Genomic DNA, 24,958 nt, shown 5'->3' with positions numbered 1-24,958 from the left:
TCATTCAAATCCACTCAAAGGAGGCTCCATGAGTCAAAGATATAAACCCAATGTGACCGTCGCTTGTATTGTTCATGCAACTTCACAGGACAAATATCTGATGGTAGAAGAGTGGATTGAAGGCGAGCAACGCTTTAATCAACCAGCGGGTCACTTAGAAGCGAATGAAAGCTTGATCCAAGCCTGTGAGCGCGAAGTGTTTGAAGAAACGGGATTATCACTCAAAGCCCAAGGACTCGTCGGCATTTATCAACTCAGCGCCAGTGAAGACTTAGCCTTTGTGCGCTTTACTTTTTTCGTGCAGTTAGATGATATGCCCTCACCTGCGCCGCAGGATAAAGCGATCCATAGTGCGCATTGGTTAAGTCTTGCGCAGATAGAAGCCATGCCATCTTTACTGCGCAGCCCCTTAGTACTCGATTGCTTAAAAGACTATCTCAATCAGGCACAAAATGGCCAAACTTATCCCCTTAGCTTACTCAATAGTGACCGCCTCACGATAGCCCAAGCGAGCAAGGCGTGATAGAATACCGCCCCGCATAAACGGCTGGTTAAGCTTAATGCGTGTGCTACTGCAGAGGCCTTGTACAGCAAATAAATAGTTGGCCGTAAATGCGAGGTTTACTGACAGTTTGCGGACTCATTTTATTTGATAGCGCTGGAAAAGTTTGATTTAGCAATCAGCAGCACAGCACCTAGATGTAAAGTTAGCTTGGATTTAAAGTGAGCTTGGATTTTTAGTTAGCCCATATTTTTAGTTAGGTTAGGTATTTTTGTTACGCGCTCAATGTCGCGGCTTAAATTCATCCACCTAGCCAACACACATACTCAATGGTTTTTAGGATTTATGACATCAATCGAACCCACTCATACAGGAAAAAAAGTCATTGTCGGCATGTCCGGCGGTGTAGATTCATCTGTTTCAGCCTTTTTACTTATGCAGCAAGGCTATCAGGTTGAAGGCCTTTTCATGAAGAACTGGGAAGAAGATGACAATAACGAGTACTGCGCGGCCGCAGAAGATTTAAAAGACGCCCAAGCCGTGTGCGACAAGCTTGGGATCAAGCTACATACAGTCAACTTTGCTGCCGAATATTGGGACAATGTATTTGAGTATTTCCTCGCCGAATACAAAGCCGGCCGCACGCCAAATCCCGATATCATGTGCAACAAAGAAATCAAATTTAAGGCATTTTTAGAATTTGCCGACGAAATCCTCGACGCCGATTACATCGCAATGGGCCACTATGTTCGCCGTCGCGATAACAGCGACGGCAGTACGCAAATGCTCCGTGGCGTTGATGGCAATAAAGATCAAAGTTATTTCCTCTACACCCTTAGCCATGAACAAGTAGCCCGAAGCCTGTTCCCTGTCGGTGAGCTCGAAAAACATCAAGTTCGTGAAATTGCGAAAGAAATGGGCTTAATCACCCATGACAAAAAAGACAGTACTGGCATCTGCTTTATCGGTGAGCGCAAGTTCACTGAATTTCTAGGGACTTATTTACCGGCGCAGCCTGGCAATATTGAAACCCCAGAAGGTGAAGTCATAGGCACGCACCAAGGACTCATGTACCACACCTTAGGCCAACGTAAAGGCTTAGGCATTGGCGGCATGAAAAACAGCAATGACGATCCTTGGTATGTGGTCGATAAAGATCTTGAGCGTAACGTATTGATCGTGGGTCAAGGCGGACATCATCCCCGTTTGATGTCGACCGGCATGACAGTTAACCAACTGCATTGGGTAGATAGAACTGGGCCTGTCGATGGTTGTCATATCGCAGTGAAAACCCGTTATCGCCAACAAGACGTGCCTTGCACTCTGACCTACACAGATGAGCACACCTTGCGGGTTATCTTCGATGAGCCAGTTGCGGCGGTGACGCCAGGGCAGTCTGCGGTATTTTATGAGGGTGAAGTCTGCCTAGGTGGCGGCATTATCGATCAACTGATCCGAGGGTAAAGCGTGAACGAGCAACTAGTTAATCGGACGATGGCGTTTGCAGGCATACTGCAAGCCATTGCCCAAGTTCAACATTTAGCCCGCCATGGCGAATTAGATAATACCGAGCTCGCGGCGAGCTTAAACACCATTCTTGTCACGGAACCTGACAATACCGCTGATGTCTACCCAGACAAAGTCGTATTGCAAAAAGGCTATATGCTGATCCTTAATCAGCTCGGTGACAGCAGTCAAAAAGATGTCGAAGTTACCCGTTATTTAGTTGGCGTGTTGACCTTAGAGCGAAAACTCGTACGGTCAAATAGCGGGTTAGGCATGCTAGCCGAGCGTATTAATCAAGTGAATCGCCAGCTACATCATTTTGCGATCACCGACGAGCAAGTCGTTGCCAACCTTGCCAGCATTTACAGTGACATCATCAGTAACCTTGGGCCAAAAATCCAAATATCGGGTAATCCCGTGTGTTTGCAGCGCCCTATCGTGCAACATAAAATTCGTGCTCTATTGCTTGCCGCTATACGTAGCGCAGTACTTTGGCGTCAATTGGGCGGTAAACGTCGACACTTAGTCTTCGCCCGCAAAGCCATAGTCGATACAGCCAAGAAAAGTCTTACCCTATAATAAAATTAGCGTTCATCAAGGAGCTTCACATGGATCTTTCCGCACTAACGGCTATTTCTCCGGTAGACGGTCGTTATGGTAGTAAAACCGCGCCATTGAGAGGGATTTTCAGCGAGTTCGGTCTTACCAAGTACCGTGTTCAGGTTGAAATCAATTGGCTAAAACTGTTAGCAGACTGCCCCGACATCGCCGAAGTGCCACCATTGAGCGAAGCTGCTATCGCAGTGCTTGATGGAATTAAAGATAATTTCAACGAACAAGATGCGCTGCGTGTTAAGGCTATCGAAAGCACCACTAACCACGATGTGAAAGCGGTTGAATACTTCATTAAAGAAAAAATCGCGGGCAATAGCGAATTAGCGGCTGTTGGTGAGTTTGTTCACTTTGCCTGTACTTCCGAAGATATCAACAACTTAAGCCACGGTTTAATGTTGACTGAAGCCCGTGAGCAAGTATTACTGCCGTACTGCAACGAGTTGCTGACAGCGATTAAAAAGCTGGCGATTGAATATCGCTCTGTGCCATTAATGTCACGTACCCATGGCCAACCCGCTTCACCATCAACACTTGGTAAAGAGATGGCGAACGTGGCTATGCGCCTTGAGCGCCAAATCAAACAAATCGCCAATGTTGAAATCATGGGTAAACTGAACGGCGCCGTCGGTAACTACAATGCTCACCTGTCTGCCTATCCAGAAGTCAACTGGCATGAACTGTCTGAGCGTTTTGTGACAAGCCTAGGCCTACACTGGAATGCCTACACGACGCAAATCGAGCCACACGATTACATTGCCGAATTGTTTGATGCGGTTGCCCGTTTCAACACTGTGCTGATTGACTTTGACCGTGATATTTGGGGTTACATCGCCCTAGGACACTTCAAACAACGCACTATCGCCGGTGAAATCGGTTCATCGACTATGCCGCACAAAGTTAATCCCATCGATTTTGAAAACTCTGAGGGTAACTTAGGTATCGCTAACGCACTAATGCAACATTTAGCGTCTAAGCTGCCGTTATCAAGATGGCAACGTGACTTAACCGACTCGACTGTGCTGCGTAACTTAGGTGTGGGTATTGCCCATGCGTTAATCGCGTATCAAGCGACCTTAAAAGGCATCAGCAAGTTAGAAGTCAACGAAGCGCACCTGCGTGATGAGTTAGATCACAACTGGGAAGTGTTAGCAGAACCCGTACAAACGGTAATGCGTCGTTATGGCATTGAAAAGCCATACGAAAAATTAAAAGAACTGACGCGCGGTAAACGTATCGACGCACAGCAACTGTCAGTGTTTATTGACGGACTTGAATTACCAGACTCAGTGAAAGCTGAACTGAAGAAAATGACGCCAGCCAATTACATTGGTCGCGCTGAAACGTTTGTCGACGAACTGAACTAAGTTATTAATTAAAAACGGTTATTAATTAAAATTGGTTATTAACTGACATTAGTTATTAACTGAAGTTGGCGACGGATAATACTCTTTCTTAAACAGAAATAAGGATTAAGGCGACCCACATCACCGCGATGTGGTCGCCTTTTTTAACACTATGTATACACTTAATCTCGATATCGCCCAGTTTCTTAGTGAATACTGGCAAAAGAAACCCCTGCTGATCAAAAAAGCGTTTCCGCAGTTTGAAGATCCAATCAGCGCCGATGAATTAGCAGGCCTTGCCTGCGAAGAAGAAATCTCTTCACGCATCGTCGTCACCAAAGACAATGATTGGGAAGTAGTGCAAGGTCCGTTTGAAGATTACGACAGCTATGGCGAAACCCATTGGCAATTGCTAGTGCAAGCGGTCAACCATTGGTATCCCGATTCGCAGCCGTTAGTTGAAGCGCTGCGCTTTTTACCTGACTGGCGCTTCGATGACTTGATGGCATCATTTGCAACCCCAAGTGGCGGTGTCGGCCCGCACGTCGATAACTACGATGTGTTTATCATTCAAGGCGAAGGTGAGCGTCGCTGGACTGTGGGTGACAATACCCCGCAACAACGCCGCGGTGGAAATCCAAACTCGCCGCTGGTGGAAGACTTCACCCCAATTATCGATGTGGTGCTAGAAAAAGGCGACATGCTTTATATCCCACCTGGTTTCCCACATTGCGGCGAAACCCTAACAGTGGCAATGAGTTACTCTATCGGTTTCCGTGCACCTAGCCAGCAAGAACTGGTGAGTGAAATCGCCGATTATCTGCTCGACAATAACTTAGGTCAGCAGCGTTTCACGTCGCAAACGGAACCGAGTTCAGCGGGTATTGTCAGCCAAGATCACCAAGTGGGCATAATGTCACTCTTGAGTCAGCTGAGCCAAGATCCCAATAGCTACCAAATCGTGTTAGGTAAGCTGCTCAGTCAGAACCGTTTCGAACTTGATTTGTGTGAAGGTGAAGAAGCTTACAGCATTGAAGATTTGCAAGATGCCTTCGCCCAAGGTGCTGGCGTTAGCCGTATCGGTGGTTTGAAAGTATTGCGCCTCGAAAATGACTCCACGCCGCGATTATTCATCAATGGTGATGTGCATGAACTGCCCAATACACCGGCAGACGTAATCGCACAGTTAAGCGATAAAGTCAGCTTAAGCGCCGATGAAGCAACTGAAATATGTCAGCATGAAGAAGTCCAAGCCTTACTGTTGACACTCATCAATCAAGGTTTCTACTACTTGAGCGACAGCGAAGAATAAGCCCTATCGACTTTGTTCGATAACCTTATAATTAACATAAGAAATCAACATAGAAAGTCAGTATAAAAAAGGCACTCAACGGAGTGCCTTCTTGTTATTTATGCCGTTATTTTGATAAATCAACACAAGTGACCGTATCAGCTCATTTGAGTTTAAGCATTCCACAGTTTATCGTCGTTGTGCATACGATATAAACTCTCGGCGCGCGATACCAGTAGTTGAGCAAATTTAGCCTGAGTGGCATCACGGGTAGCCCCCGAACGCACTAAGTTTTCCGCCTGCATTTGCCACATCATAGAGAAATGACGCACGGCATCACGGGCCGTTGCCGCCACTTTCACCTCGACGAAATCCGACGGTAAATCACCTGACATCACCCAATAGGTTTTGTTGCTTGGACGCTTTGATTCCATCTTCCAAATCGCCATATAAGGCGCAAGATAACGGCTTTCATCGGCCAATACTTTGCTTGGAATAACACCCTTTTCAGCGAGAAAACGATTGGCTTTTTGAAATTGAGTTCTGACCCACTCTTGACGCAGCTTTTCTATTTCTTCAGCTGATAAATTTTGTTGAGTCTGGTCGACAGCTTGTTCAGTCATACTTCCGTCCTATCTTATTGTTATAACGCGAGCCTAATTCTTGGGATCAGTGCGCGATTCATTCTATTCGTTACATTAAATTCAGTACAATCCATTTTCAACCGCAAAGCTTACGTTTACGTAAAGTGGAAAGCTAAATTGCCACAAATAATGTATTTATTCGGTTATTATGCATGGTTGAGAGTATCGCTAAATGCTATGGTTCTGCAATAAATATAACAAGCAGTCGATGGGACTCACCTCGTCGGCTTTTTCATTGTGTATAGCGGAGAAATTCACGTGGCTGTATTTAATCATGTATCCTTTGACGAACATGAACAGGTCGTATTCTGTCATGATAAAGAAAGTGGCTTAAAGGCCATTGTCGCCATCCATAACACTAACCTAGGCCCTGCCGTGGGTGGATGCCGGATGTGGAATTACCAATCGGATGATGAAGCCCTGACTGACGTATTACGCCTCTCTCGTGGCATGACTTACAAAAACGCCCTCGCAGGTTTAACCATGGGCGGTGGCAAATCAGTGATCATTGCCGATCCGAAAAGACAAGATCGCGAAGCCCTATTCCGCGCCTTTGGCCGTTTTATTAATAGCCTCGGTGGACGCTACTATTCAGCGGAAGATGTTGGCACTACCACGGCTGACATCATGATAGCCCATGAAGAAACCCCCTATATGGCAGGTCTTGAAGGTAAGAGTGGTGATCCATCGCCCTTCACCGCCCTTGGTACTTATTTAGGCATCAAGGCAGCAGTAAAACATAAATTAGGTTTAGACAGCCTAAGAGGCCTTAAAATCGCCGTTCAAGGCGTAGGTCACGTAGGCTACTATCTATGTAAACATTTACATGGCGAAGGCGCAGAGCTGATTGTTACTGACATTCATCAAGCCTCGTTAGACAGAGTTGCCACCGACTTTGGCGCAATTGTCGTCGCACCTCAAGACATCTATTCGCAGGATGTGGATGTGTACGCCCCCTGCGCCCTTGGTGCGACCTTAAACGATGCGACCTTACCGCAACTGAAAGCAAAAATTGTCGCAGGTTGTGCCAACAACCAATTAGCCGAAGTTCGTCACGGTGAACACTTGAAAGAAATGGGCATACTGTATGCACCAGACTATGTGATCAACGCAGGCGGCATCATTAACGTGTCGTTCGAAAAACATTATGACGCGGCTAAATCGACCGCCAAAGTAGAAGAAATTTACAACACGCTGCTGAAGATCTTCAGCCAAGCCGATGCACAGAACCGTACAACCGGCGCTGTTGCTGATGAAATGGCTAAAGCCATAATTGAAGCCGCTAAGCAGTAATTTTTCTACGCGTTTATTATTTTTTATGCCCGTCAAATATTGAAAAAAGCGACCTCTGGTCGCTTTTTTGTTATCTAAAATTTAATCTATCACTAAGCTCATGGTTTAACCGCGCTTTTAATTTCGACACAGAATATTCATTTAATCACGCTGGAAAACGTCATATTTGTCTGCTTGAATTAGTCTATCAGGTCCCAGCACAGGATAGCGCTATGATCCGTTTCAAATATGATCTCAACCAAGATGTCGTAGAACTGCAAGCCAGCAATTGGAGTGGTTTAGAGCGGGTCTTCGTTAATGGCCAGATGGTGTCGCACAAGCTTAACTTTAAGCCTCAAAGCGAGCATACCATTCAGCTTAAAGACGGCGCGCCTTGCAAGTTTGAACTGCTTATCGATCCCCAAACCGATGAACTCATGTGCCGAATTTATAAGCAACATAGACTCGTCGCTAGCCTAAAACAAGGCAAAGAAAATTTATTAGCCAGCCGCCGTTATTTGCAGCACTCAGTGATAGCCGTCAGTCTGCTTTGCGTCTTTGCACTTTACTTGAATTGATTGGACCAGTTTAATCCCGCAGAGTGAGGCATAGTGGGTGGGATTAAACTGGGAACATGATTTAGATAACCACATACAGATAGAAGTAAAAACGGCTAAACCACAGTTTTCCGCCATACCCATTAGATTCAAAATTTCAAGCCAAACGGTTGATTTTATTTAATAGTAAAATGAATGTCTGTTGTTCATCTTCACTTAGATTTGACAGGAATTTTTCATTGACCCGCTCAGCTTCGCAAATAAGATCTTGCTCTAATGCTTTGGCTTCATCGGTCAAAAAGATTTGGAAGGCACGCCGATTATCGACTTCTTGATGGCGAGTAATAAGACCTTGCACCTGTAACTGATCCAGTAGCCGCGTCATAGTGTAATTTGCCACATCGCAACGCTTAGAAAGTTCAGTTTGGCTTATGCCCTCTTCTTGCCACAAAGCAAACAGCACAGGCCACAGTTTTATATCGAGTTGATATCGCTTAAGTTGCAGATCAAGCTCATTTTGCAGCTCGATATTTAAGTGGGATACAAGATAGCCTAAGCTTTCATGACGATTCAAACAGCACCTCCTACAGCAAAGGTTTAACGCGTTTTCACTTACTCTGCACGCCATCATAGGAACCCAGAGTTAGTTTTAATACTACCACTTAACCCATAATAAACTAGCTTAGACCACAGCAAATTATGCGATTAACCTACGAGCTCATTCCTCATCTAGATCAGATAAATTGAATTCATTCACAAAATTATAGTAACAGGCCCGACCTAATTTGCCCCATAAACCGCGCTCAAGCGGCAAATAAACACTGTCATCGGTGAGCTTCATCTGTTTTATATCAACTTTATGGTGCTGTGTTTCAATGCTGGTTCTTACATTGAGCAGCGAATGGGGTTGCGCTCGCTCGAAATCGACAATCAGTAAGGGGGCATCTTCAACCCGCACTCGCACCTTCTCCACTGGGGTAATTAAGAAATACTCATCATCGATGCAATGCAAAATACTGGCGAACAACTTAGCAAACTTTGCTGGCAGCGATGTTCCTAGATATGTCCAATCACCCAAGGCGTTAATGTCAAACAATGGGACTTCACTACACAATGGCGCAACCGAGGTTAGCTTACTATCGGCGGCGAATTGTTTGAGCGTGTGTTGAATACTGTCAGTCATCTTTTCCATCTTCGGCCTCCACCATTCATAAAAAAACCAGCCTTGCGGCTGGCTTGAGTGTGACATTCAACACTGGGATATACCAGTGAGGATAATAACGATCTGACTAACGCAATCAAAACGACATAAACACCACTAGATATTTACTAACTCGAGTAAGGCCTCAAGTGGATGCTTTGGCTTGTAACCCGCAAAACGTTTTACCTGGCTACGGCACGAATAGCCAGACACTAACACTTGCGGCTGCTCAATTTTCGCTAGCGTTTGCTGCCAAGACATATCAAACAAGGCCTTAGAGCGCTCGAGGTTTTCCGCCTCATGACCATAAGTTCCCGCCATACCACAACAACCTAAATTGACTGCGGTTAACTTAGCGCCAAAATGGGCAAAGATTTTAGTCCACTCATTGGCAGTATTTGGCTTGGCCGTCGATTCGGTACAATGACTAAACCAAGTATATTGCTTACCTTGCGCAGCTTTTGCAGGTAAATCTTTGATGACATTCAGTAGCCATTCGTTGGCTAACTTAACCTCAAAATTACCGCGATTAGCCCCTAAAACTTCACGGTATTCATCGCGATAACATAGGACTAAAGCAGGATCGATGCCGACCATGGGCATGCCCAGTTTATGGACTTGGTTCAAAAAGTCTGCACTCGACTGCGCCGTTTTAGCAAACTTACCTAAAAATCCCTTGATATGTGTTGGCTTACCATTGGGTTTGTAGGGCAATAACACCGGCTTTAAGCCGAGTTTTTCTATCAATTGGATAAAGCGCAGCACAAGACCTGAGTCATAGAAACTGTTAAAAGGATCTTGTACCACCAACACAAACTGCGAGCGCTTCTCTTCAGGAATCGCTTGCAACGCAGCTAAGTCGTAACCACGGCTTGCATGACCATCGAGTCTTTGCTTCAAAGTCGGCACAGATAACGCAGGCGCATCCACATAACCAATCGCCTGTTTAATCACCCATTGGCTCAATGGATTTTGTGCAACAAAGTTAGTGAGACGCGGTGCCGCAGCCATCAATGGCAAGCTATCTTCAATCCCGGCAACGAGATAGTCTTTCGCGGGTCTTAAATAGCGTTGATAGTAAATATTGAAGAACTGCGCCCTAAACTTAGGCACATCCACTTTAACCGGACATTGTCCAGAGCAGGCTTTACAGGCTAAACAGCCCTTAAGCGATTCCATCACTTCGTGGGAGTAATCATAATCACGTTTGGCATTGATGGTATTTTGTATGCGCTGCAATATACCAAAAGGTTTCGCTTTTGCGAGGGCATTAACATCAACCCCTTCAGCCTCAAGCAGTCTTAGCCACTCTCTCATGAGCCCTGCACGCCCCTTAGGTGACTGCACTCTGTCACCCGTCACCTTAAACGATGGGCACATGGGCGAATAGCTACTGTAATTAAAACACAGGCCATTACCGTTACAATTCATCACATCGGGGAACGCATCACGCACATCAACGGGGATTTGTCGATCAAACTGACCGCGCTTAGCACTGTCAACATCGTAATAGAGGGCGCCAGTATGCTTAGGCGCCACCAGCTTGCCGGGGTTTAGTCGGTTATCAGGGTCGAACAAACCTTTGATATCTTGCAATACACCGAAAAGTTCATCACCAAAGACAGCTGGACCGTATTCACCGCGCACACCTTTACCGTGTTCGCCCCACATTAGGCCGCCGTATTTAAGCGTCAGTGCCGCGACTTGATCAGAAATGACTCGCAGTAATTTTTCATCTTCAACATCGCACATATCGAGCGCTGGACGAACATGCAACACGCCCGCATCCACATGGCCGAACATACCGTATTGCAGATTATGCCCGTCGAGTAACGCGCGAAACTCCATAATGTAATCGGCGAGTTTTTCGGGCGGTACCGCAGTATCTTCTGCAAAGGCGATGGGCTTACGGCGACCTTTAGTGGCGCCGAGTAAACCAACGGCTTTTTTGCGCATGCCGTAGATTTTTTCGATACTCGGCTTATCTTGCGTCACTTGGTAACCCAATACACCGCACTCGCCTTTACTGATCTGCTCAGTTAACACAGCTTCCAAACTCGCGAGCTTTTGCTCAACCTCGACCGTGTCACCTGCAAATTCGACCATATTGAGGCCATCAATAACTTTACCAGGCACTTCTTGGATAAGATCAGCCACTGAATGCCAGACAATATCTTCACGGGCTAAGTTAAGCACTTTTGAATCGACGGTTTCAACCACAGTCGCCCGCGCGGCAACTAAGGATGGCGCATGACGCAATGCCGATTGGAACGAATCGTACTTAATGTTCACCATAGCGCGCTCAGTTGGCAGCGGGGTGAGATTAAGTTTGGCTTCGGTTATCACCGCAAGCGTGCCCTCTGAGCCCGTCAGAATTCGTGATAAATCGAATTGCGTCAGGTTGTCGTTCCACACATGTTTTAAGTCATAGCCAGTGAGGAAACGATTGAGCTTAGGAAATTGGTTTTCTATCTGAGTTCGCTTTTCGCGGCATACCGCCGCCACAGCAGAAATCAGTTTCTGCCCCAGCGGATTATCACTGACATTATCTGGGTTACACAGTAGTCCCGCATCTAGGGGATGCGTATCCAGCACACTGCCATCGATCAACACGCTACGCAGCGCCAGCACGTGATCTGACGTCTTACCATAGACCAGTGAGCCCGCACCCGAGGCATCGGTATTGATCATACCACCAATAGTGGCGCGGTTTGAAGTGGATAAATCGGGACTAAAAAAGAATCCATGGGGACGCAATGCATCGTTAAGCGCATCTTTAATCACGCCAGCTTCGACTCGAACCCAACCTTGCTCAGCATTCACTTCGAGCACACGGTTCATGTAACGCGACACATCCAAAATCAAACCATGGGTCAGAGATTGTCCGTTGGTGCCCGTACCACCGCCCCGCGCACTGAAGGTCACGCTGCGAAATGCGTCTGTAGCAGCCAGCGTCAATGCAATTTGAATATCCTGCTGATTTTTAGGATAAAGCACGGCTTGAGGCAAAAATTGATATACAGAGTTGTCGGTGGCTTGCACTAAACGGGCGCTGTAACGTTTGTCTATATCACCGGAATACTCACTTTGCTCCAGTGCATCAAGGTATGCCAAATACACTGGCTCTAATGTTTGTTGATGTGATAGCAGGGGTAGCATAGATGGCTTCTGTCAATTATCGTTATGGCGCCATTATAAACAAAAAAAAGCCGCTAAAAAGCGGCTTTTTTAACAAGTTTATAAAATTACTATCTAGATCAACCGTGCGCTTCGGCTAAATACAACCAAGTATCAATCACAGTATCAGGGTTTAATGACACTGTATCTATGCCTTGTTCTACCAACCAAGCGGCAAAATCAGCGTGATCTGAAGGACCTTGACCACAAATACCTATGTAAGCGCCCTTCGCTTTAGCCGCTTTAATGGCTAATGAGAGTAGCATTTTAACGGCTTCATCACGCTCATCGAATAAATGGCTAATGATACCTGAGTCACGGTCAAGGCCGAGTGTCAGCTGAGTTAAATCGTTTGAGCCGATAGAGAAGCCATCGAAATGCTCAAGGAATTGGTCTGCTAACAGGGCGTTTGAAGGCACTTCACACATCATGATGACACGTAAACCGTCTTTACCACGTTCTAAACCTTGCTCTTTGAGCAAGCCGACCACTTGCTCAGCTTCTTTCACTGTGCGAACGAATGGGATCATGACTTCAACGTTTTTCAGACCCATGTCATTACGAACGCGTTTGATCGCTTCACACTCAAGGGCAAAACAGTCACGGAAAGATTCAGAGATATAACGGCTCGCACCGCGGAAGCCCAGCATTGGGTTCTCTTCTTCTGGCTCGTATCGGTCACCACCAACCAAGTTTGCGTATTCGTTAGACTTAAAGTCTGACATACGTACGATCACTTTCTTCGGATAGAAAGCTGAACCGATAGTCGCAATACCTTCAACCAGACGGGCAATGTAGAACTCAACAGGTGATTCGTAACCAGCAATCATTTCGTTGATTTCAGTTTGCAGCGCTGCATCCTGTTGATTGAATTCGAGCAGTGCTTTCGGATGAATACCAATCATACGGTTGATGATGAATTCTAAACGCGCTAGACCCACACCTTCGTTTGGCAAACGGGCAAAATCAAATGCACGATCAGGGTTACCCACGTTCATCATGATTTTCATTGGCAATGCAGGCAGAGAGTCAACACGGTTTGAAATCACTTCAAACTCTTGTTTACCTTCGTAGATAAAGCCAGTGTCACCTTCGGCGCAAGAAACAGTCACGATTTGACCATTCTTGATACGGTCAGTCACGTCACCACAACCCACCACCGCTGGCACACCTAATTCGCGGGCGATAATTGCCGCATGACAGGTACGACCGCCACGGTTTGTGACGATAGCACTTGCGCGCTTCATGATAGGTTCCCAATCAGGATCTGTCATGTCTGTCACTAACACATCACCAGGTTGGATTTGATCCATATCGGCGATTGAGGTTAATACTTTGGCTACACCAGTACCCACTTTATGACCGATAGCGCGACCTTCACAGATCACAGCGCCACGGCTCTTTAAGTGATAACGTTCAATCAATTGCACATCTTCACGGCTACGAACCGTTTCTGGACGCGCTTGAACGATATACAATTTGCCATCATTGCCGTCTTTTGCCCATTCGATGTCCATTGGACGACCGTAATGCTTTTCGATCACCATGGCTTGTTTGGCTAATTCTTCAACTTCAGCGTCATTGATAGAGAATTGACGACGTTTGTCAGCAGTCACGTCTTCAATTTTGACTTGTTTGCCGTGAGCAGCATCATCTGAATACACCATTTGGATGAGCTTGCTACCGATATTACGGCGCACAACAGCCTTGTGACCTAAGGCTAAAATAGGTTTATGAACATAAAATTCATCTGGGTTTACCGCGCCTTGAACAACCATTTCACCCAGACCAAAAGATGAAGTGATAAACACCACATCGTTATTGCCAGATTCAGTGTCCATAGTGAACATCACACCTGAAGCCGCTTTATCTGAACGAACCATGCGTTGTACGCCAGCAGACAAGGCAACACCGTGGTGCTCATAACCTTGATGCACACGGTAGGAAATAGCGCGATCATTAAAGAGTGAAGCGTACACATGCTTGATCGCTGTCAGTACGGATTCAAATCCTTTTACGTTTAAGAAGGTTTCTTGCTGACCCGCAAAAGAGGCATCTGGCATATCTTCAGCTGTTGCAGAAGAACGTACCGCGAATGACGCTTCGCTAGTTTCAGCGGCAAGTTTATCGTAAGCTTCACGAATCGCTTGCTCTAATGCTGGTTGAAATGGAGTGTCGATAACCCACTGTCTGATCTGTGCACCTACTTTAGCCAGCGCATTGACATCATCTACATCCAGTGTGGCTAGAATGTCATAAATCTTCTGGTTAACTCCGCTTTGTTCAAGGAACTCGTTGAACGCATGGGAAGTTGTCGCAAATCCGCCAGGTACTTGAACACCGGCATTGGCCAGATTGCTGATCATCTCGCCTAGAGAAGCATTTTTACCGCCAACCAAGTTGACGTCACCCATGCCTAATTCTTGATACCAGAGTACGTATTGCTGCACAGTTCTATCTCCGCAAGTTTATTTCAGTGGCCCCTTCACACGAGGGCAGCGGCATTTTACACTCCTGTCGAACACGCGTAAATCTATAATTTTATTTGTAATTTTATTACTACAAGAGGTCAGTATGGCACCAAAAGTATTCTATATCTCCGACGGGACAGCGATCACAGCTGAAGTTTTTGGTCATGCGGTTCTCTCGCAATTTCCATTAGAATTTGAGTCACTTACGATTCCATTTGTCGAAACATTGACGAAAGCGGAGCAAGTTAAGCGACAAATTAATGATTGTTTTATTACAACAGGTGAGCGGCCGTTAGTATTCCATTCCATCGTAAAAGCCGAGATCCGCGACATCATCTACTCGAGTGAAGGGGTTGATTATGATTTTTTGAATACTTTTGTGGCCCCACTCGAACAACATTTAGGTGTTTCTGCCTCTCCAGTTGTACATAGAACCCATGGAAAAGCGAATCACGGCTATGAAGCGCGTATTGATGCCATTAATTTCGCCATGGATAACGATGATGGCCAGACCATGAAACATATGGATCAAGCCGATCTGGTTTTACTTGGGGTCTCTCGCTGTGGCAAAACGCCATCGAGCCTGTATTTATCAATGCAGTTCGGCATAAAAGCGGCAAACTACCCTTTCACCGAAGATGATATGGATAACCTTAAGTTACCTGAAGCGCTGAAACGCAATAAGAAAAAACTGTTTGGTTTAACGATTGATCCCGTGCGTTTACATGAAATCCGTCAGAGTCGAATGGAGAATAGCCGCTACTCATCGCTCAAACAGTGCCGCTTAGAAGTCAAAGAAGTTGAAATGCTGTTTAAACGAGAACGCATTCCTTACATAGACACCACTAATCATTCCGTGGAAGAAATTGCCACTAAAATATTAGATGTCACGGGCCTAGAACGGCATATGTTCTAAGCCTAATAAGCCAAAATCAGCAAAAGAAACCGAGTGAATTTAGTCTAAAAGAAACTAACTTAAATCAAATTCATTGCACAGTTGCCGACAATTAACGCAATTGGCACTGTGCAACTCGGTTCGATTCGTTATAATCCGAGGCAATCTGGCGAAAAGCGCCGCACGCAAGCTCGGTATTTTGAATGACCATAAAAACAGACGAACTACGCACTTCCTTATTAGCAAAAGTCATCTCACCTGCGCAACTGGCATCTGAGTTCCCATTAACTCAAGATGCAGCCGATTATCTGGTTCAGCAACGTCGTGAAGTCGAAGCCATCATTATGGGTGAAGACCAACGTCTATTGGTGATCATAGGCCCATGTTCAATCCACGATACTAAAGCGGCATTAGATTATGCTCAACGCTTGGCCGCGTTACACCAAGAATTGAAAGATGACTTGTGTATCTTAATGCGCGTCTATTTTGAAAAACCCCGCACAATTGTCGGTTGGAAAGGATTAATTTCAGATCCCGATCTCGATGGCAGTTTCGAACCAAACAAAGGTTTACGCATTGCCCGCGAATTGCTGCAACAAATCACTGAATTAAAATTGCCTATCGCCACCGAATTTTTGGATATGGTGAACGGTCAGTACATAGCGGATCTCATCACTTGGGGTGCGATTGGTGCCCGCACCACGGAAAGCCAAGTCCACCGTGAAATGGCTTCAGCACTGTCTTGCCCGGTTGGCTTTAAAAATGGTACTGATGGGAACATCAATATTGCCGTTGATGCAGTGCGTGCCGCACAAGTGCCACATGTTTTCTATTCACCGGATAAAGATGGCGCTATGGCGGTCTATCGCACCCACGGCAACCCGTTTGGCCATATCATCCTACGTGGTGGCAAAAAACCTAATTATCACGCACAAGATATTGAAGAAGCACGTCAACAGCTTGCATCTGTTGGGGTAACTCAACGTATGGTTATCGATTTCAGCCACGGAAACAGTGAGAAGAACCATCTCAAACAGCTGATGGTCGCCGATGAAATTATGACTCAAATGCGTGCTGGCAGCACTGCCATCGCAGGTATTATGGCTGAAAGCTTCTTACAAGAAGGTAATCAAAAAGTCGTTGAAGGCCAGCCACTCTGTTATGGCCAAAGTATCACCGACGCCTGCTTACATTGGGACGACTCTGAAATTCTGCTACGTAAGCTCGCAGCGGCTTCCCGCGAAAGAAAAGCACTGTTAACCAAATAAATCTGAAGTAAAATAAATCGTCCAATAAAAAACCGATCTCATTTCGGTTTTTTTATTGGAAGCATGACATTATCCTCAGTCATATGCCTACTGCAGGTTAAAGCCTGTAGTTTTCTATCTTTAACCACCATAAATCTTTATAATTCGAGCTTATTTTGCTGCATTACCTTAGGTTGCTGTATGTCGCTTACCCCCATGTCCACAAACACCGAAAATACCTCACGAATCGAAGCCGCTGAAACACCTTTTCCTGACGCGATTCAAACTCGAATTGAATCCTCAGAAGCGCGTGTGATTAAAGCAGTATTTCCCTCAATCACCAACCATCACAATACGTTATTTGGTGGTGAAGCTTTAGCGTGGATGGATGAAACAGCCTTTATTGCGGCAACTCGTTTCTGCCGTAAAACCTTAGTCACAGTGATTCCGATAGAATTGATTTTAAAAAGCCTATCCCAGCTGGCACACTAGCAGAACTCATCGCTCGTGTGATCCATGTAGGTAATACGTCATTAAAAGTTGAAGTCAACATCTATGTCGAAGACATGTATCAAGACCATCGAGAGCATGCCATACGTGGTGTGTTCACCTTTGTTGCGGTTGACGAACAACGAAATCCTACAAAAGTATGGACATATGGGTAGTTTTTAGACGATTTTAAAGTATAGGTTAGCCCGTACTTTCGGGCTTTTAATTGAAACGATACTGTCCATCTTTTTCCCTGTAAAACACCGACCAAAGTCTAACAACCAGAAACATATCAAAATTTTGTCCTTATTCCTGAATAAAGCAATAGGATCCTTGATTACTTTTCTGTTACATTGAGTTCAATCTTCACGCGCACCGAACATAATCATAAAAGCCATGAAGCTAGAAAACTTAAATATTATTATCGCAGACGATCATCCATTGTTCAGAAATGCACTACGTCAAGCGCTGACCAGCGCTTTCGAACATGCACAGTGGTTTGAAGCAGACAGTGCTGACGCACTGCAATCTGTATTGGATGTTCGAAGCGTCGATTACGATCTTGTACTGTTAGATCTGCAGATGCCCGGGTCCCACGGCTATTCCACGCTTATCCACCTACGCTCACATTATCCTGAGTTACCCGTTGTGGTGATTTCAGCCCACGAGGATATCAATACCATTAGCCGTGCGATTCATTATGGCAGCAGTGGTTTTATCCCTAAATCAGCTTCAATGGAAACCCTAAAAGAGGCGCTAAGTGCGGTGTTATTCGGTGATATTTGGTTGCCTAAAGGTACTGAGATTATTGCTATCAATGACGATGCCATTGATAAAATGGCCAGCAAGTTATCCGATCTCACGCCGCAACAATATAAAGTGTTGCAGATGTTTGCCGAAGGGTTATTAAATAAACAAATAGCCTACGATCTTGGCGTGTCTGAGGCGACCATCAAGGCGCACGCGACTGCCATATTTAGAAAACTTGGCGTTCGCAACCGCACTCAAGCAGTTATTGCCCTTGCGCAACTCGAGATGGATAAAGTCGATTTATCTTAATCGCTAAACCCATAAAAATGCCGCTTTTATTAGCGGCATTTTTATGTTTGTAAATCATCCAAGTTAACGCATTGGCAGATTTTTATCGGCAAACATTTCATCTATGAGCTGTTGATCCCGTAATGCTACGGCTTTCTCCACCACATCACGGGTTAAATGCGGCGCAAAGTGCTGAATAAAATCATACATATAACTGCGCAAGAAACTGCCCTTCCTAAAACCAATTTTAGTCGTACTGTGGGCAAACAAATGACCAGCATCAATAGCGACTAAATCTTTATCAACATTTGGATCAATGGCCATAGACGCGATGACCCCCACGCCTAATCCTAAACGAACATAGGTTTTAAGCACGTCGGCACTGGTCGCACTAAAGACAACACGCGGCTCTAAATTGGCCCGATTGAACGCTTTCTCAATTTCAGAAGCACGGTCAAAACCAAAGACATAGGTCACTAAGGGGAAACGGGCTAAATCTTCGATACTAATCAAGCTGCCTTGATTGCGGGTCGCAAGAGGATGGTCTTTGGGTACAACGATAGAGCGGTTCCAGTGGTAACAAGGCAACATGATCAGATCTGAATATAAATGCATTGCTTCGGTCGCAATGGCAAAATCTGCATCACCGCGAGCAGCCTGTTCGCTGATCTGAGACGGTGTCCCTTGGTGCATATGCAAGTTCACTTTAGGATAGCGATCAATAAACTGACGAATTATCGTCGGTAATGCATAGCGTGCCTGAGTATCTGTTGTGGAAATATTTAACTCACCTTGATCTGGCTTAGTATATTCTTCAGACACTTTTTTGATACTTTCAACTTTACCTAAAATATCATTGGCAATGCTGATCACTTGCAAACCCGCAGGTGTGACATGGGTTAAATGCTTACCGCTACGACCAAATATTTGGATCCCCAACTCATCTTCAAGCATACGAACTTGTTTACTGATCCCAGGTTGAGAGGTATACAAGTTTTCAGCTGTCGCCGATACATTGAGGTTATGTTTTACGACCTCAGCAATATACCTGAGTTGTTGCAGTTTCATCTTATTTCCTTGTCTCAAACACGCAAAATGCCATTAACAACTGAGCCCTCAAAGCACTCTCAGCTATAATCAATCGTTATAGTATATAGTAAAAATTAAAGCAAATAGGAATATAGAGCACAAGTCTACAGATTCATACGACAGAAATGATAACCTAGGCTAAGATAACTATGCTAGTTTATTGATTTATTGTAGCATTAGCTCAATTGGATAAATAATGGAACATCTATGTCATTCACCTTGGTTCTGATCCTCATCGGTGCGCTTTTACTGCTTGTTATCGGAATTAACGTATTACAGCAACAAAAAGAACGTGTAGAGGCTGAGCGTCGCATTGAATTTGCCCGTCAAAGAGCAATTATCGATGAAACTGAAACTGTGTTATCAAACACAGGAATGATGCCTTGTAGCACGAATATAGTGTTGGTTTTGTATCGGCGTGTACAAGATGCCTTGCAATCTGCAACAGCGATCAGTAATGGCCAACAACAGTCAGACTACCAACGCCGCTTAGCCGATATTAATAATCAAATAACAAGCTTACAGTCTGGCCAACCTCAAACTCCTCCAATTGAGAATTTCAGACTACCCGATAATGACAAGCAAATTTTAGCGCTTGTTCAAACCTTAAAAAAATTAAAGGCGATACTCAGAGCCGAGCATAATAAAGGTAAAGTCGATCCGAGCATTTTTGCTCAAGAAGAAAGCCGCATCGACAGTTTACAACTCAGAATTAATGTCGATTCTATGCTTTCTCGTGCCCGCGCGGCCAGCTTTATGAAGCAATATGGCTCATCAAAACAAATGGTAACCAAAGCCCTATCAACATTACACGCCATTAAGGCACAAACGCCTAATGATCCCTTCATTGGGCGTAAAGTCGATGAGGCTAAACAATTACTTGATGAAATTATGGGTGCACAGAAACAATCTGAGCCCAGTGCGCCTAGACCTAAAAATGAAGAAGATGATATCGATATGCTGTTTCAACCTAAAAAGAAATGGTGATCAGTCTCTATTTGCTTACCGTTAAGTTGAATTAGCGACACATTTGCCACCATTCTATCGCGTCATTGTGAGTCAGTTTGTATCTGTACGTGTAAAGTACTCAACATGTTTGAATTATTATCTATAGCAACAAATTAATATCGAAAAAATGCAAACAAAAAGCCAAGTCATATTTGACTTGGCTTTTTGTTGTTCTCTTAGCGTTAAGCTAGCTTAACCCGCCTCTATGCGCCTTTCTTGGCCTTCTTGGTAGATTCACTCACCCACTTACCATTGACGTAATGCGCAGACCAACCCGTAGCTTTACCATCGACTTCAGTCGCAACGTATTGCTCTTTCGTCTTACGGCTAAACTTCACCGCAGCCTTATTGCCTTCATCATCAGTGACTGGCGCATCCGCTAAATACTGATACTTAGGCCATAGCAGCTCACGGTATTGAACCAGTTCCTCAACCAGAGGCGCACGGGTTTCACGTGATTTAGGGAAAGTACTGGCCGCTAAGAAGATACCCGCCGCACCATCACGTAATACGAAATGGGCATCCGATTTACTGCATTTCAGTTCGGGTAAATAAATAGGATCTTCTTTTGGCGGCGCCGCCTCACCATTTTTCAACAGTTTACGAGTATTTTTACATTCCTCGTTAGTACAACCGAAATACTTACCAAAACGACCATTTTTCAGTTCCATATCGTGACCACAGCGATCACACTCAATCAGTGGACCTTCATAGCCTTTGATCTTGAATTGGCCTTCTTCGACTTCATAGCCTTCACAGATTGGATTGTTACCGCAGACGTGTAACTTACGCTTCTCATCGATCAGGTAACTGTCCATTGCCGTGCCACAAATACTACAACGGTGCTTCGCACGCAGTGCATCTGTTTCGGCATCTTCACTGTTTTCGCTAATCGCCTCAACGCCAGGCGTGAGGTTCATCGTCGTCTTACAGCGTTCTTTAGGAGGCAATTCATAACCAGAGCAACCAAGGAAAACCCCAGTCGTTCCAGTGCGGATCCCCATAGGACGACCACAAGTTGGGCACTTGATATCCGTCATCACCATTTGGTTAAGACGCATGCCACCTTCTTCAGGATCCAGCTCCGCTTTTTCTAATTGCTTAGTAAAGTCAGCATAGAAACCATCGAGTACTTTTTTCCAGTCTAACTCGCCCCGAGCCACATCATCTAATGTTTGCTCCATGCTGGCGGTAAAGTCATAGCTCATCAAATCAGCAAAACTGCTCACCAATCGTTCGCTGACAATTTCACCCATTTTTTCGGCATAGAAACGACGATTTTCGACTTTTACATAACCACGATCTTGAATCGTTGAAATGATGGTTGCGTAGGTTGATGGGCGGCCAATACCGCGTTTTTCTAATTCTTTTACTAAAGAAGCTTCGCTGTATCGTGCTGGAGGCTTAGTAAAATGTTGTTTAGGCTGCAATTCTTTTAATGCTAATACATCGCCTTGTGCCACAAATGGCAACGTATTGTCTTCTTCGTTTTTCTTCTTGAGTGCTGTTTGCACGCGAGTCCAACCATCAAAACGTAAAGTACGTCCAGTAGCCTTGAGCTCATAGTCACCCGCTTTCACGGTCAACTTAGTGGCATCATATTGTGCAGGTGTCATTTGACATGAGACAAACTGGCGCCAAATAAGCTCATATAAGCGCTGAGCGTCACGTTCCATGTCAGATAAGGTCGCTGCTTGCACTTGAACGTTCGATGGACGAATCGCTTCGTGAGCCTCTTGTGCGCCTTCCTTAGAACCATAACGAATGGGTTCAGCGGGTAGATATTTATCACCAAACTCTTTAGCAATCATATCACGCAGGTTTTCAACGGCTTCTTGACTCAAATTGGTCGAGTCGGTACGCATATAAGTGATATGACCGGCTTCGTAAAGTCGCTGCGCCATCATCATGGTCTTCTTCACACCGAAACCTAAGCGTGTACTCGCGGCCTGTTGCAGTGTCGACGTAATAAAAGGAGCCGATGGTTTACTTTGAGTCGCTTTATCTTCGCGAGCCAGCACAGTAAAACTTGCCGCAGATAACGCTTGAACCGCAGCCATCGCTTGCTGTTCATTGATAGGATTGAAGGCAGCATCTAGATGCTTAACCACTTCCATCCGCAAAGCTTCCTGAGCGGGCGTATTGAGCTCTGCGTGTACATCCCAAAATTCTTCAGGCACAAAGGCTTTGATTTCGCTTTCGCGTTCAACCACTAAACGCACGGCAACCGACTGCACTCGCCCAGCGGATAAACCGCGAGCAACTTTTTTCCACAGCAGCGGCGACACCATAAAACCGACAACTCTATCTAAGAAGCGGCGGGCTTGTTGGGCATTAACCATGTTAGTGTCGAGTGTCGACGGTTTACTAAAAGCATCTTGAATCGCAGACTTAGTAATTTCGTTGAAAACAACACGTTGATACCGTGAAGGATCACCACCAATCACCTCTTGCAAATGCCAGGCGATAGCTTCTCCCTCACGGTCTAAGTCGGTTGCGAGATAGATTTGGTCAGCAGAATCGGCAAGTGCCTGTAACTCTTTAACGACTTTTTCTTTACCCGGCAAAATTTGGTACTTAGCCGCCCAGCCCTTTTCAGGGTTTACGCCCATACGAGACACTAGCGCTTGCTGATCTTTCACCTTTTTATATTGAGCTTTTTCTTCTGGCGACATCTTCTTTACTTCGGCAGCGGATTTAACCTTTTCATTGCCTTCTGAAGTCGATGATGTCGGCAGATCACGGATGTGACCTACGCTCGATTTAACGATGAATTCTTTGCCAAGATATTTATTAATAGTCTTAGCTTTGGCCGGTGATTCGACAATAACTAGCGATTTACCCATAGTTTAATTTGCGCCAAAAAATCTCAAGAAGGTGGAAATTGGCACCATATATAGAGGGTTGTACTGATAGTTTCAAGTTAATCCCTCTTTTATATGCACCAGCGAGTCACTTTTTAATCAAAGTTGAAAAAATGTAAAAATATAATATGCGTAATTAAAAACTAATATTTCATTATTTGCCAGCAAGCAAGAAATAGTTATGCATTTATCGTGAAAAAGTCGCTTTGAGCACAAAACCGTCCGCTTGTGCACTCGAAAAGCTTCAGTATACTGGGTTCCCTCAGGGACCATATGAACAAATAATAACTTTCCCTATCACAAGGATAAGCAATGAAGCACTTTGAAGCGAATTTTGATGGACTCGTTGGACCAACACACAATTACGCAGGGTTGTCTTTTGGCAATGTCGCCTCACTTAGCAATGCCGCCTTAGTTTCCAACCCCAAAGCTGCTGCAAAACAAGGACTCCAAAAAGCCAAAGCACTAGCCGATATGGGCATGGTTCAAGGAATATTAGCTCCTCAAGAGCGCCCAGACCTCTATACATTGCGCCGAATTGGATTTTCCGGCTCTGATGCTAATGTATTAAAACAAGCGGCAAAAGAAGCGCCCATATTACTTAATGCCTGTTGCAGTGCTTCCAGTATGTGGACAGCCAATGCCGCTACCGTCTCACCTAGTGCAGATACACGTGACGGCAAACTGCATTTTACCCCAGCAAATTTAGTCGATAAACTGCATCGCAGCATCGAGCCTTTGACAACGGGGCGCATATTAACAGCAACTTTCAGTGATCCCCACTATTTTCATCACCATAGTCACTTACCTGAGCATAATAGCTTCGGTGATGAAGGTGCCGCAAACCACACTCGTCTCTGCAATGAATACGGCCATGCTGGTGTTGAGCTGTTTGTTTATGGACAAGAAGCCACTAATCCCAATGCCCCTAAACCGCAAAAATATCCAGCAAGACAAACCTTAGAAGCGTCGATGGCCGTCGCACGCTTACATCAGCTGGAAGACGATAATTGCGTCTTCATCCAACAGAATCCTGATGTAATTGATCAAGGTGTATTCCATAACGATGTTATCGCAGTAGGTAATCAAAATGTCCTGTTCTACCACGAACAAGCCTTCTTAAATACCCAGAATAAGATCGATGAAATTAAACGTAAACTCGACACTGAGCTGTATTTCATTGAAGTGCCCACCGCGAAAGTAGCTATTAACGACGCAGTCAAAAGCTATTTATTCAATACTCAAATTATTACGTTACCATCCGGTGAAATGGCGATTATTGCCCCAACAGATTGCCAAGAAAATCCCGCGGTATTTGCCTATTTGAACGAATTACTCACATTAAACACGCCGATTAAGCAAGTGCTTTATTTCGACGTAAAACAAAGCATGCAAAACGGTGGCGGCCCTGCCTGTCTTCGTTTACGTGTCGCCATGAATGAAGTGGAGGTCGCAGCGGTAAATCAACACACTCTGATGAATGATGCTTTATTTACTCGTTTAAACCTTTGGGTAGACAAACATTACCGTGACAGATTAACCACCCAAGATCTTGCAGACCCTCAGCTAATCATCGAATCTCGAACAGCTCTAGATGAACTGACACAGATCATGAAACTAGGTAGCGTGTATCAGTTCCAGCGTTAGGAATTATTCCTAACGCTGGAACTACATCATTATAAAATTCGACAGACCTACAATAGAAAAAGAGCACCTTAGATGCTCTTTTTATTTGAATAAGGTCCTTAA

General features: G+C 45.0%; 19 protein-coding genes and 1 pseudogene. 13 read left to right on the top strand and 7 right to left on the bottom strand.

The features are described from left to right. The first annotated feature begins 28 nt into the window (after window positions 1-28). The 5 genes from L5M11_RS05980 to L5M11_RS05960 all read left to right on the top strand — a co-directional run bounded on the left by L5M11_RS05980 (window position 29) and on the right by L5M11_RS05960 (window position 5,278). Window positions 29-523: an NUDIX hydrolase gene (locus tag L5M11_RS05980; protein ID WP_212600198.1), complete on the top strand. Its 495-nt coding sequence runs from the start codon at window positions 29-31 to the stop codon at window positions 521-523. Window positions 524-847: 324 nt separating this feature from the next. Beyond that, window positions 848-1,966 (top strand): tRNA 2-thiouridine(34) synthase MnmA, encoded by a 1,119-nt coding sequence (gene mnmA, locus L5M11_RS05975; RefSeq protein ID WP_263191626.1) that lies wholly within the window; start codon window positions 848-850, stop codon window positions 1,964-1,966. 3 nt (window positions 1,967-1,969) lie between these two features. Continuing rightward, window positions 1,970-2,587 carry a high frequency lysogenization protein HflD gene (gene hflD / locus L5M11_RS05970; protein ID WP_263185394.1) on the top strand — a complete coding sequence of 206 codons (618 nt, stop codon included), beginning with the start codon at window positions 1,970-1,972 and terminating at the stop codon, window positions 2,585-2,587. A gap of 29 nt (window positions 2,588-2,616) precedes the next feature. Next, the gene (gene purB, locus L5M11_RS05965) at window positions 2,617-3,987 is read left to right on the top strand and encodes an adenylosuccinate lyase (RefSeq protein WP_263185395.1); all 1,371 of its coding nucleotides are present in this window, start codon (window positions 2,617-2,619) and stop codon (window positions 3,985-3,987) included. A 151-nt stretch (window positions 3,988-4,138) separates the two neighbouring features. Beyond that, window positions 4,139-5,278, top strand: coding sequence for a cupin domain-containing protein (locus L5M11_RS05960; protein WP_263191625.1), 1,140 nt, complete (start codon window positions 4,139-4,141; stop codon window positions 5,276-5,278). Window positions 5,279-5,430: 152 nt separating this feature from the next. Here the strand turns inward: L5M11_RS05960 and L5M11_RS05955 are convergent, their stop codons facing one another. Beyond that, window positions 5,431-5,880, bottom strand: a complete 450-nt coding sequence (locus L5M11_RS05955) for a DUF4826 family protein (protein WP_263191622.1) — start codon at window positions 5,878-5,880, stop codon at window positions 5,431-5,433. 279 nt (window positions 5,881-6,159) lie between these two features. Between L5M11_RS05955 and L5M11_RS05950 the strand changes: the two genes are divergently transcribed. Together L5M11_RS05950 and L5M11_RS05945 are read left to right on the top strand one after the other, a co-directional pair. Continuing rightward, window positions 6,160-7,194 (top strand): Glu/Leu/Phe/Val dehydrogenase dimerization domain-containing protein, encoded by a 1,035-nt coding sequence (locus L5M11_RS05950; protein ID WP_248991197.1) that lies wholly within the window; start codon window positions 6,160-6,162, stop codon window positions 7,192-7,194. A 212-nt stretch (window positions 7,195-7,406) separates the two neighbouring features. Then, complete coding sequence (locus L5M11_RS05945) at window positions 7,407-7,751, top strand: hypothetical protein (RefSeq protein ID WP_011789104.1); 345 nt, start codon at window positions 7,407-7,409, stop codon at window positions 7,749-7,751. A 136-nt stretch (window positions 7,752-7,887) separates the two neighbouring features. On the opposite strand, the gene L5M11_RS05940 is transcribed toward L5M11_RS05945, so the two are convergent. From L5M11_RS05940 to ppsA, 4 genes are all read right to left on the bottom strand, one after another. Then, window positions 7,888-8,304, bottom strand: a complete 417-nt coding sequence (locus tag L5M11_RS05940; RefSeq protein ID WP_219235232.1) for a MarR family winged helix-turn-helix transcriptional regulator — start codon at window positions 8,302-8,304, stop codon at window positions 7,888-7,890. 144 nt (window positions 8,305-8,448) lie between these two features. Next, window positions 8,449-8,922, bottom strand: a complete 474-nt coding sequence (locus L5M11_RS05935; protein ID WP_263191610.1) for a DUF1285 domain-containing protein — start codon at window positions 8,920-8,922, stop codon at window positions 8,449-8,451. A 126-nt stretch (window positions 8,923-9,048) separates the two neighbouring features. Then, window positions 9,049-12,090, bottom strand: a complete 3,042-nt coding sequence (locus L5M11_RS05930; protein WP_263191609.1) for an FAD-binding and (Fe-S)-binding domain-containing protein — start codon at window positions 12,088-12,090, stop codon at window positions 9,049-9,051. 98 nt (window positions 12,091-12,188) lie between these two features. After that, a complete protein-coding gene (gene ppsA, locus L5M11_RS05925) occupies window positions 12,189-14,558 on the bottom strand; it encodes a phosphoenolpyruvate synthase (RefSeq protein WP_028759726.1) in 2,370 nt (789 codons plus the stop codon). Between the two features lie 124 nt (window positions 14,559-14,682). Between ppsA and L5M11_RS05920 the strand changes: the two genes are divergently transcribed. From L5M11_RS05920 to L5M11_RS05905, 4 genes and pseudogenes are all read left to right on the top strand, one after another. Next, entirely contained in the window at window positions 14,683-15,495 is an 813-nt protein-coding gene (locus tag L5M11_RS05920; protein ID WP_028759725.1) for a pyruvate, water dikinase regulatory protein, read from the top strand. Between the two features lie 182 nt (window positions 15,496-15,677). Beyond that, entirely contained in the window at window positions 15,678-16,742 is a 1,065-nt protein-coding gene (locus L5M11_RS05915; RefSeq protein WP_028759724.1) for a 3-deoxy-7-phosphoheptulonate synthase, read from the top strand. Window positions 16,743-16,922: 180 nt separating this feature from the next. Next, window positions 16,923-17,386: pseudogene (locus L5M11_RS05910) on the top strand (acyl-CoA thioesterase). Window positions 17,387-17,606: 220 nt separating this feature from the next. Beyond that, on the top strand, window positions 17,607-18,269 hold the full coding sequence (locus L5M11_RS05905) for a response regulator transcription factor (protein ID WP_028759722.1): 663 nt from the start codon (window positions 17,607-17,609) through the stop codon (window positions 18,267-18,269). A 63-nt stretch (window positions 18,270-18,332) separates the two neighbouring features. Here the strand turns inward: L5M11_RS05905 and cysB are convergent, their stop codons facing one another. Continuing rightward, the gene (cysB, locus tag L5M11_RS05900; RefSeq protein ID WP_028759721.1) at window positions 18,333-19,316 is read right to left on the bottom strand and encodes an HTH-type transcriptional regulator CysB; all 984 of its coding nucleotides are present in this window, start codon (window positions 19,314-19,316) and stop codon (window positions 18,333-18,335) included. Window positions 19,317-19,544: 228 nt separating this feature from the next. On the opposite strand from cysB, the gene zomB reads away from it, so the two are divergent. After that, window positions 19,545-20,324: a flagellar motor control protein ZomB gene (zomB, locus tag L5M11_RS05895; protein WP_028759720.1), complete on the top strand. Its 780-nt coding sequence runs from the start codon at window positions 19,545-19,547 to the stop codon at window positions 20,322-20,324. 224 nt (window positions 20,325-20,548) lie between these two features. Here the strand turns inward: zomB and topA are convergent, their stop codons facing one another. Next, window positions 20,549-23,191, bottom strand: coding sequence for a type I DNA topoisomerase (gene topA, locus L5M11_RS05890; RefSeq protein ID WP_105252683.1), 2,643 nt, complete (start codon window positions 23,189-23,191; stop codon window positions 20,549-20,551). A 330-nt stretch (window positions 23,192-23,521) separates the two neighbouring features. Between topA and astB the strand changes: the two genes are divergently transcribed. After that, window positions 23,522-24,856: an N-succinylarginine dihydrolase gene (gene astB / locus L5M11_RS05885; protein ID WP_131523320.1), complete on the top strand. Its 1,335-nt coding sequence runs from the start codon at window positions 23,522-23,524 to the stop codon at window positions 24,854-24,856. Window positions 24,857-24,958 lie beyond the last annotated feature (102 nt).

It is taken from the genome of Shewanella sp. SM87 (assembly GCF_025653705.1).
GTDB classification, from domain to species: Bacteria; Pseudomonadota; Gammaproteobacteria; order Enterobacterales; family Shewanellaceae; genus Shewanella; species Shewanella oncorhynchi.
Note: the sequence above shows the minus strand (reverse complement) of the source record. Positions and strands in the feature narration are given on the sequence as shown.